At 43.1% G+C, this 9,754-nt stretch carries 8 protein-coding genes and 1 pseudogene; 1 reads left to right on the top strand and 8 read right to left on the bottom strand.

Translation table 11 applies throughout. The features are described from left to right. Positions 1–1,103: 1,103 nt before the first annotated feature. From CLV98_RS22665 to CLV98_RS22645, 5 genes and pseudogenes are all read right to left on the bottom strand, one after another. Positions 1,104–1,517 carry a hypothetical protein gene (locus CLV98_RS22665; RefSeq protein WP_109678352.1) on the bottom strand — a complete coding sequence of 138 codons (414 nt, stop codon included), beginning with the start codon at positions 1,515–1,517 and terminating at the stop codon, positions 1,104–1,106. Between the two features lies 1 nt (position 1,518). Further along, positions 1,519–2,412: pseudogene (locus CLV98_RS22660) on the bottom strand (RHS repeat-associated core domain-containing protein); the annotation flags it as partial. A 211-nt stretch (positions 2,413–2,623) separates the two neighbouring features. Beyond that, a complete protein-coding gene (locus tag CLV98_RS22655) occupies positions 2,624–3,496 on the bottom strand; it encodes a tyrosine-type recombinase/integrase (protein ID WP_158281318.1) in 873 nt (290 codons plus the stop codon). Beyond that, a complete protein-coding gene (locus CLV98_RS22650) occupies positions 3,483–4,430 on the bottom strand; it encodes a tyrosine-type recombinase/integrase (protein WP_109678346.1) in 948 nt (315 codons plus the stop codon). The genes CLV98_RS22655 and CLV98_RS22650 overlap by 14 nt, the downstream gene beginning before the upstream one ends. Before the next feature lie 100 nt (positions 4,431–4,530). After that, a complete protein-coding gene (locus CLV98_RS22645) occupies positions 4,531–7,221 on the bottom strand; it encodes a CHC2 zinc finger domain-containing protein (protein ID WP_109678344.1) in 2,691 nt (896 codons plus the stop codon). A 154-nt stretch (positions 7,222–7,375) separates the two neighbouring features. Between CLV98_RS22645 and CLV98_RS22640 the strand changes: the two genes are divergently transcribed. Beyond that, entirely contained in the window at positions 7,376–7,690 is a 315-nt protein-coding gene (locus CLV98_RS22640) for a helix-turn-helix domain-containing protein (RefSeq protein ID WP_109678342.1), read from the top strand. 78 nt (positions 7,691–7,768) lie between these two features. Here CLV98_RS22640 and CLV98_RS22635 read toward each other — a convergent pair whose 3' ends face one another. From CLV98_RS22635 to CLV98_RS24250, 3 genes are all read right to left on the bottom strand, one after another. After that, positions 7,769–8,281, bottom strand: a complete 513-nt coding sequence (locus tag CLV98_RS22635) for an SMI1/KNR4 family protein (protein WP_109678340.1) — start codon at positions 8,279–8,281, stop codon at positions 7,769–7,771. A 10-nt stretch (positions 8,282–8,291) separates the two neighbouring features. Next, a complete protein-coding gene (locus tag CLV98_RS22630; RefSeq protein WP_109678338.1) occupies positions 8,292–9,278 on the bottom strand; it encodes an RHS repeat-associated core domain-containing protein in 987 nt (328 codons plus the stop codon). Between the two features lie 174 nt (positions 9,279–9,452). Further along, positions 9,453–9,629: a hypothetical protein gene (locus tag CLV98_RS24250; protein WP_374755207.1), complete on the bottom strand. Its 177-nt coding sequence runs from the start codon at positions 9,627–9,629 to the stop codon at positions 9,453–9,455. Positions 9,630–9,754: the final 125 nt, after the last annotated feature.

Below are 9,754 nucleotides of genomic sequence, written 5' to 3'. Positions count from 1 at the left end.
ACAATTACCCAAAGGGGTCAATATGCTCCAGAATGAATCAAAAATAAATGTCTAGGGGGTCAATATACGCCAGAATGTCACTAGAAAACAAGCCAATAATGTGCTTTTAGCATTCATTATTACCCTGAGTACAAGGGGTCAACATGCTCCAGAATATCCAAAGATCAATGTATCCCGTTGCAACCTGTGTTTCTTTGCCCAAGAAGTTGTATCGGTTCACCCCATTTCTCGCCGCCTTTAAGGCATCGGTATTAGCAGGCGGTGTATTGCGATCAATCTCCAACCCAAATGGATAATAATTTCAATGCATCAAAGAACGATTGGCAAAAGTGCTGTTTGCTGCCATTGACAAACTACGGATTTTTTACAGGCGGCGATCCGCTTTTCAATTGAAAAAGACTAAAGATTCAGATATGGTCATCCGTGATTTTAGGACTAAAAAGGCTTACATCCAATAGATATTTTCGTACCAATTTGATATAAAAAAAGCTCCTATTCAGCTCCTAAAAATTGTAACACAAGTTATGATCACACTAAGTACAACGATATAGCCTAGAGTTCTCAAGTCCAAAAAATAATAAGCCCCCAAGCAAGTTATAGAAACGAAAACAAATGGAATCGTCAAGGTCCAATCAAGCCCTCTAAAACTTCCCTTAAAGGCGAAATACATTTCGGATAGAAAACTACTGAGGGCGAAAATGCTCAGAAAAAACAAAACGAGTATACCCAAAACTTTCAAATCATACAGATACCAAATAACTACGGCTGCTATCAGATAAAAACTCAGGTTTACTAGGCCAGATTTGGTAGAAAAATGGCTGACAACTTTTCGATATATATCCAGCAGTTTCATTTTTGTTTCTTAGTTTTATCTTCTTCCAATACTTTGGTGACAATATTACCGGCTACTCCAGAGGATGCTGTACTTGCAGCGACAGACCTTCTTTCAATATAATTTGCAGCTTTTTTGGTTGCCTGTTTAGCTGCTTCGGTTCGAGAGGTGCGAGGATTATTTGCCGCAACCCGTTCTATTCTATTGGCCTGTTTTGCTAAAACTTTACCTTCAGTACTCTTTGCAGCCTGCTTACCAGCTATATTTCCCGCTATATCCGCTCTAATTCCAAGATATTTATTGTTATTTTTTCCGAATAAATTCTTAAAAATTCATCCCCTCGAAACCTAAAAAAAATATGATATTCTTCCGAAAAATCATCATAGTTAAGCCAATCATGGTCAAAATCAGATGCCGCTTTAAATCCTATCTCCTCTAAATTGACAGGATGCTCTTTATAAAAAGTTTCACTCATTTTTAAAAAACATACATTTTCAAAAATTAGAGTTAACATGAATGGAATATTCTCTCCTCTCCATTTTTTGCTTTTAATCCACTTTAGAATAATCTTATTTTCTGGTATTTCGATTATGAATTGGTCAAGAGTATAAAAATTGTGTAAGTCAATATATTGACTTTGCCATTTTATTGCAATTGAATTATCAATTTCAAATTCCTTTGTCATATTAATTTTGTTTTTCTAAGTATCTTCTTACCGTTCTTATTTCTTGCTGAGTAGTATTACCATATTGGGCGTGTTTTTCTGAAGTGTTATATCTTGCTCCTTGACTTCTTGGTGCTAGGTAATTTCTTGGTGATATTTTTGTATGTGGTGTATCATACGAAGTGTTTGTTTTTTTATCAAAATGAGCTTCACCTTTTAAATCAACATCCATTTGAAATTTTTCTGAACGTAAAGTAACTCTGCTTTTATTTGCATTTGCTCCTACTAATTCCGTTGCTTGTTGCCCAACTGTTTTAGTTTTTGACAAATCGCCAGCTATTTCTCCAACCTTAGCAACGTCTGACATCACACCTGCTTTCCCCAAATTGCCAGCCCCTTTTGTCCCTGCTACAGCAATTCCAATTTCACCAACTACATTCCCAACGATATTGGCTCTTGTTCTGGTGTCTCCTGTATTCCAGTCGCTCTTGGTTTTCTGATATAACATTGTTCCACCAACTGCCGCTTCAAGTTGACCGCCTGTTGATGAGAGGCTTGCCATCCCTTGAATTGTTTGTGGTAAATCGACCGTAACTGCCCTAACATTTCTAACAATCGCTTCTTTTACACCTTCGGCAAATCCTTCTACTGCTGCTCCACAGCATGCAAACCTTCCATCCGGATCGGAGAACCGGATCGGATTATTGAATGAGTAATGATACTGTGAAAATTCGAGCTGCCCTTCAGTTTCAGGATCGATTTGAAAAAACCTGCCAACAGTTGGATCGTAAAACCTTGCTTGCAGATCTATATATCCTGTTGCCACCTGCGTTTCTTTTCCCAGGAAGTTATAATGATTGGTTCCATTCCTAGCATTCGACCCCACAACGGGCTGGTTTCTGTCAATTTCTAACCCAAAAGGATAGTAATTTCAATGCATCAAAGAACGATTGGCAAAAGTGCTGTTTGCCACTATGGGCAAGCTACGGATTTTTTCTTTTTCAGTTGTTTTTCAGTTAAAAAAAAGAAAGGTTCAGTTCTTTTTTTGTGCGTAAAAAATAGCGTAGGGCAAAGAAAACGCACATCCAAAGCTTTACCCATCCGATCCGAGGGCCGATTTTAGCATCTTAGCCGAACTGATTTAATGGGTGTAGTTGATCTATTTCAGCTTTTAGGGTTTCCAGGCTACCCATATCGTAACGCTGGGTAGAGCTTACCCACTTGTGCCCGGCCATGTATTGCACCAGGCGTATGTCGTACTGGCCAGACCAGTACTGCATAACACTTTGGCGTATATGGGGGATGTTTTTAAGCTCTGGGGCAATCTTCCGAAGTCTGGCAGCCAGTTGCTTATAATAGTTGTTGGCGAACTTGATTTTAGGTAATAACGGGTCATTGGGATTTGATAAGCCCCGTTGTTTGATGTAGCGTTGCAGGTAAAGGATCTGGCTTCCTTCCAGTTTTAGCACCCTTCCGTTGATCCGGTGCCCGTCAGGAACCTGCAAGCGGCCTTCTTTCAGGTTAAGATTTTTTATGGTTATTGATGTAAGTTCCTGTGCAGCAATGCCCTGATAAACCAAAAGGCCTGTCGTTACTTTATCACGCAGGGTTTTAAGGTCGGTAACCGGATACTCTTCATAAAGCCGGTGGAGCATATCCAATGGAAGAGCCGTAACAGGGACTGTCCTTTTGCGGTTTTTCAGGTAAAGCCCTGATGCGGGGTTAAACAGGGGCGCCTGCCGCCGGCAGCTTGGATCATTAGCAATCAGGTAATTAAAGTAATGTCGTAGTGCTGTCAGCATCAGCCTTTGGGTTGATTCTGACATTTTTTGGTTTTGTAACCAACCTAAAAAGTCGAGTATGTCCCTTGTCCCGGCTTGACAGGATTGCAGGTTTTCCGATTGCATCCACTGCTCAAAACGGGTTACCAGTTCCTGATAATAACTCACAGTAGAAGGCTGCATTCTACGTTTTATGAGATAACTTTCAAAGTTTTCCATGCGCCATATGTGTATATACCTGGGTACTTTCCAGATAAGCATGACCTAAAAACTGGGCGATGCGTTTAAGGCTCATTCCCTGCTGTAATAAATGGGTAGCGATGCTGTGGCGCAGGATGTGCAGGCCTATTGTCATGCTTTGTAAAACAGGATTGCTGGTTTGATCCTGTAAATGTTTTAGACGGAACCCCAGTGTCTCACCAGTGGGAGTTCTCCCTCTCTGGCTGATGAGCACGGATTTGACAACTACTTTGGCATCTGTATGCTGGGTATTGTCTTTCAACAGATAAGGCCTACCTTCCAGTAAATATGTGTACAGATCGTCTTTAACCTGTTTTCCCATAGGTACATATCTTTCTTTCCGGAACTTCCCTTCTCGCACATGGATTAGGTTGCTACTGAACTTCAGGTCACTGACTTCTAGGCTTAAACCCTCTTTACGGCGTAGGCCGCAGCCGTAAAAAAGTGACAACATGGCCCGGTCACGGATACCTACGGGGTTGCTTGTATCACAGGCCTGGTAAAGCTGACGGATTTCGTCCTGGGTCAGGATCTGGCCAATGTCCCGTTGGTTTACCGGTGTGTTTTGGATATCCCTTTCCGGCATATTCAGCCCGCCTTGCCCAGTATGCCGCAGGTATTGGTCAAAGTTGCGGATGGCCTGCCAGAATTTGGCTCTGTGTCCTTCTGAGAGGCCTTTACCCGCAAAGCGTTCGTTGGGCCGGCTCCGCAGATGGTGCATAAAAAGGTCTATGGTTTTGGGCTGTTGGGGAAGCTCCCAGATTCCCTGGTTTTCCAGATAAGAAAAAAACTCCAGCATCAACGCTTTGCTGCCTTCTACGCTTACCGGAGCGTAATTCATGATTTGTAAATATTGCCCGTACTGCTGCACATGGCTACTGTATTCCGGATTTTCTATGATGGTATATTTCATGCTATTACACTACGGTTTTCTTTTACTGTGAACTACGCACGTTGTGCGCTTTAAATCAATGCGTTAAGTGGTTCATTCTGGCGTTTGAACCACATCCGGACTACGAACCACTAATATTGTCCGTAATGCGCTGTAAATCAGTGTTTATTTGCCTTGTTAAGGCCTCATATTCGTGCATATCCACAATGCTGTATTCATAGCCTTTATAACGGTTGCCCTTGCCTTTGATATAGCCGTAACGGTCCAGTTCAATCAGGTACCGTTTCAGGTTACTGGGATGAAGCCGCATCACTTTCCGGATTTCTTTGGCTGTAAAAGTTTCTGTTTTTTGCGCTTTAAGGTAGATTTTCAGTCCTTCCAAAAAGTGCCTGCAGGCACCACTGAGCTCGTCCGATTTCCGGAACAATACTTCTGTCAGTAGCTTAAACGCCCACCTGATATGCTCTGGCTGTGTTTCAATGTAGTTTTCCCCGGTTTTGGGATCGGTTTTTAGGGCTAATTGGTACTGGTGGTAAAAAGTGATGGTTTCAATAAAGGAGAGCAGCAGCCCAATCGTGCGCCGTGGTTTAAAAATAATGTCGGGCAGGTTGATCAGCTGGGCGTAAGGGTTTCGCACTGCGATCGGTTTAAGCATACGTTGTATGTTTTGAAAAAGGGTCTTGGCACTGGTTTCCTGTCCCTTGTTGATCAGCCCGGCGCTCAACTTGCGCTGATAGGCCATGATCCGGCTGTCCTGGTCTTTGCCTGTATCTATTTCCAGGAGCAGACAGCGGTTTGCATTGTCTTCATAGAGCTTTTCACGGGTCGTACAGCCGCTTACGCTTACAGGCCCTTCTACGACAAGGGTGACCGTTTTCAGGTTTCCTTTGTTGTCTTTGAGCGTCACCGTTTTTGATATTTTGCGCTTGCTTTGCAGTTCCCGGAGCGGATAAAGCACGTCAGCGGCACCGTCCAGGTCTTCGATCAGGATCAGTTTGTGTTTTAATTCATCGCGCCCGAAGTAGTAAAAGGCATTCTCTGACAGGGTGGTAATTTCCAGCTTGTCTTCAGTGGGCATCAGCTCACCGACTTTCTCCTGCAAATACGTTTTGCCCGTGCCGCTTGCGCCCAGACACATCAGGTGCAGCGGGCTTTCCCGTTTGCGGGAAGTATAGACTAGGTAGGCAATCATTGCATTGGATTCTTCGCCGACAATACCACTTTCAGCGATGCTGTTCACCGTCCTTTCCAGTAGCCCGGCAGATTTTAAATAGGTCAGAGCCTGGTTCTTTTCAGCTTCTGTGAGCTGCGGGTCTTTGACCCTTTTGGGCTGTAAAGCGGCCATACGTTCACTCCGGTAAGTTTCCAGGGCGCTGATCAGGCCTTCAACGACAATTGCCGCTTTATTGCTTTCCAGGTGCAAGTTCTCACTTATTTTAGCTTGCAGTTGCTCTGATTGCACGGCATGGTACAGGTCCAGGTTATGGCGGACGGGCAAGCGCGCGGCAGGCGTTCCTGATGGTTTTTTTTCATCGGTGATTTTCAGCGTTGCCCGCAGACGGTCAAGGCCGGTCAGCTTTACACCGCCCAGGATGCTGATTTTGAGCGTACCAGTGCTGTAAATCAGCAGTTCAGGAGATATGACTTGTAAGCGGTCCCGCGTGGATACGTCGGGCGTCGCTACGCTGGACGGTATTCCGTCGTCTTTTGCGGTAGGTGCTATTGTCCTGGCTATGATTGTTGGTTTTTCTTGATCCGGTTCAGTAATTTTTTCTTTTTCAATCGGTCGGCGTTCCGATGAAAAAAGAAAAGGTTGATCTTCTGGCTCTCTTTCGCACGTGATGACGCCTGGCACCCAGATTGTACGGTTTTCAATCAGGTGATCAAGTATTTCAGGGGTGTGGCTGATGACCAGGCTGTTTGCATCTTCGTTGTCGGGTGTGGCCACGTGGCTGATTTTGGCTTTTGTTACCGCTTGGAGCTGCATACTAACACTTTCCAGGGCTTTACGGCCGGGCGCGTCACCATCAAAAAACAGCGTGGCCTCACGGAGGCCTTTTAACATGCTGATTGCTTTCAAATGCTCTTCTGTCAGTCCGTTGGTTCCGTAAAGGGCTAATACCGTGTAATTTGTGTGTTGCAGAAGTGTACAGGCATCTATGATGCTTTCTGTCAGTACCAGGTGTGTGGTAGTGGGTGCAGGGTAAAAAGGAAAAAGGCCTTTGCGGTCCGGAAGATAAAAATGCTTTTTGCCCTCGATGTCGTAAATACTACGCCCGTACATGCCGGTGATCTTGGTATTTCCAGCTCTGAGCGGGAACAATACGCAGTTTTTCAGCTGTTTTACGGCGGAACGTTGCCCGGCGTTGTAGCCCAGCCTTACACCGGCCTTGTCGCGCAGCAACTGCCAGCCCAGCCCACGTTTGTCCAGGTACTGAGCCCCTTGGGTCTGTTTCAGGTTTAATTCCAAAGACTTAAAGTCTGTTATTAGTGAGGATATCTCCAGCGTAGCACTTACCAGTGTGGGGCCGGGTAGCGTTCCGCTTACCAATCCGGAAGCTTTTTTCAAGGCTTCATGTTTGGTGATGCCTTCTTTGTTCATGATAAAGTCAATCACGTCCAGGCTTTTGCCGTGGGTCTTGCAGTTTCCGGAAAAACAGTAAACCGTCCCGGTCTTCTCATAAACCTGCATAGAGGGCGTTTTGTCGTCGTGAAAGGGGCAGCAGATCCGGCTGTTTTTGTCGGGCTTGATGTTGTAGTGGCCGAGTACTTCGGTGATGCTCAGGCGGGCTTTTATCTCCGATATTTCCATTTGAAAAAATAATTTCAGGAACGTTACTGTGTATGATCAGACACAAAAGTATAAGATTATACCAATTGATCATAGTCACATTGTATTTTTTAGTGCACTTTAATTCCTTATTTTTGTCAAAACATTGTCATTTAGTACACAAAGGCGTATTTATATGAAGAATATTGCGACGGTAATCACTGCTTTAAGGAAAGAAAAAGGCTGGTCACAGACTGACCTGGCCCGTGAAAGTTCTATTTCAAGGGAGATCCTGGGCAAGTACGAAAGGGGCGAAGCTGCACCTTCCATTGATTTTGCAAAGCGTATCGCCGACGCTTTGGGCGTGACGCTGGATTACCTGGTAGGCGAAGGGCAAAGTGCTTCCCTGGACAAAAAAAATGTTCAACGGCTGCAAGCCATTGAACAATTACCCGAAGATGAAAAGAAAACCGTTTTTGCCCTACTGGATGCTTTTATCAGGGATTTTTGAGCTAAACAGCAATATGCGGTATAACAGAACAGGCTCCGATTCCAGAGCCTGTTCTGTTATAGTAATGGTTTAATTATTCTAATTATTGGGACTACCGTCATAGTTATATTCCTCTAATGTCCAAGCTATCAATACTTCATCTATCCAGTCATAAAAGTTTTCGTTGCAAATTTCAATATCATTGGTACTTTGATATTGAAAATCCCACTGCCAGAATACAACCGGACAACTTCCTGCATCTATTCTTGACAAATCCAGACAATAATGATTTCCTCGCCCATCGGGGGAAAATGGCAAGAATTCTAACGGCATTTTATTGGTGACTTCAAAATGCTCATATTGGTATACCTGATCAAGAGAAGAACCTTTTAAACTTTCATCAAAACCATATACTTCGATTCCAGACAAAGAAAATCCATTGTGCTTTTTTAGCATGTATTTGAAGTCATTAGGAAGTAAATGACCGATTTTATCCTCAAAGACCTCCAATCTAGAATCCGGAATCGGAGCACTCAAGTTGACCATTTCACTAGAAAATTTGTACATTTCTACTAGTATTTTATTGCCTTCATTAATCATATCAGCATCCATAATCTAGCTATTATTGATTTGGAAATTCATTTATCCAATATTGTCTTCTTGCACTATTAAACTCCTTTCTTTCTTCCTTGGTAAGTGGTGTTTGTCCACTGGGATGATTATTTCTGTAATTATCGCCCATTCTATGGTCTGACGGATGCATTTCTACGAATGGCCCTGTCCGGCTTTGTCCTTCATGATGAATCTCTACTGGCTTACCATCACTTTTGAAGGTAGGAGAATTACCTGGTTTCCCAGGAGGATTTAACAAATCTCGGCCTATTTTATTTTCTGAGGAAATAGCAATCTCTAATCTTTCAATAACTTGTTTAACTGCCGGAATTTCAGAAATACCTTCTCCAAGTTTCTTTAAAGTACTACCACCAACCAAAGGCACCAGTGCCCCACCAATTGCCAAGACTTTATCTGTTGTCGTAGCTTTAGTTCCGTCCAAATTGACAGCATTACTGCCACGAGTCAACATCGTGGTTACCACAGCCGCATCATTTACATCTGTGTAACTCAATGCCTTGCCCAATGCCTGTTCAGCGTTGTTTGCAAAGGTTGTGGCATTTCTTTTTACTGCCTCCCATTGTGATTTGGCTTCAGTCAAGAGCATTGCTCCTGGTCCACCACAACAAGCAAACCTTCCATCCGGGTCAGAGAACCGTATCGGATTATTGAAAGAGTAATGATACGGCGAAAACTCTAATTGTCCTTCTGTTTCAGGGTCAATAGTGGTGAACCTGCCAACAGTTGGATCGTAAAACCTTGCTTGCAGATCTATATATCCAGTAGCTATCTCAGTTTCTTTACCCAGGAAGTTATAACGATTGGTTTCATTCCTAGCATTCAACCCAACAACTGGTGAATTTCTATCAATCTCCAATCCAAATGGATAGTAATCAGTTTCCTGAAGAAGAGATCCATCCTCATTCAACACCATCCGGACGTTCCCAAGATGATCGCGAAGATAGTAATTTACTTCGTAAGCACCAGCATTGGTCAAAACAAGTTATGATACTCCCTCTTTATAGGACCAAAATATTATTTTTTTTCTTTTTCAACTGCCTATTCAGTTTATTCTTTGGTTCTGTCAAGGCTTCCGACCTCTGGGAGGAATTTACTTGGCCTTGATAGGTTCTATGAATGAACTTTCTTTGCGGGTTAAAAGAAAATAAGCTCACGCCACCTGCTTTTGGTACTTTTGAAACGGTATGGTTCGCCCAATGCCTTGGTGGTACTTCTTATAATTGTATTCATTAAAAAATTCTGTCAATCCATGGTGCAGTTCCCGACCATCTAATGCTGGGAAAAGGTATACATAATCCCTCTTTACTGTTCGCCAGAGTCGTTCTATATAAATATTGTCTAGTATGATACTCCCTCTTTATAGGACCAAAATATTATTTTTTTTCTTTTTCAACTGCCTATTCAGTTTATTCTTTGGTTCTGTCAAGGCTTCCGACCTCTGGGAGGAATTTA

It is taken from the genome of Dyadobacter jejuensis, from assembly GCF_003149085.1.
Lineage (GTDB): Bacteria > Bacteroidota > Bacteroidia > Cytophagales > Spirosomataceae > Dyadobacter > Dyadobacter jejuensis.
The sequence above is the reverse complement of the archived record's forward strand: the minus strand, read 5'-3'. Positions and strand labels throughout refer to the sequence as shown.

Coding starts and splice junctions, on each gene's coding strand:
- CLV98_RS22665 (WP_109678352.1), bottom strand. CDS start 1,517: ATGACAAAGGAATTTGAAATTGATAATTCAATTGCAATAAAATGGCAA.
- CLV98_RS22655 (WP_158281318.1), bottom strand. CDS start 3,496: ATGGAAAACTTTGAAAGTTATCTCATAAAACGTAGAATGCAGCCTTCT.
- CLV98_RS22650 (WP_109678346.1), bottom strand. CDS start 4,430: ATGAAATATACCATCATAGAAAATCCGGAATACAGTAGCCATGTGCAG.
- CLV98_RS22645 (WP_109678344.1), bottom strand. CDS start 7,221: ATGGAAATATCGGAGATAAAAGCCCGCCTGAGCATCACCGAAGTACTC.
- CLV98_RS22640 (WP_109678342.1), top strand. CDS start 7,376: ATGAAGAATATTGCGACGGTAATCACTGCTTTAAGGAAAGAAAAAGGC.
- CLV98_RS22635 (WP_109678340.1), bottom strand. CDS start 8,281: ATGGATGCTGATATGATTAATGAAGGCAATAAAATACTAGTAGAAATG.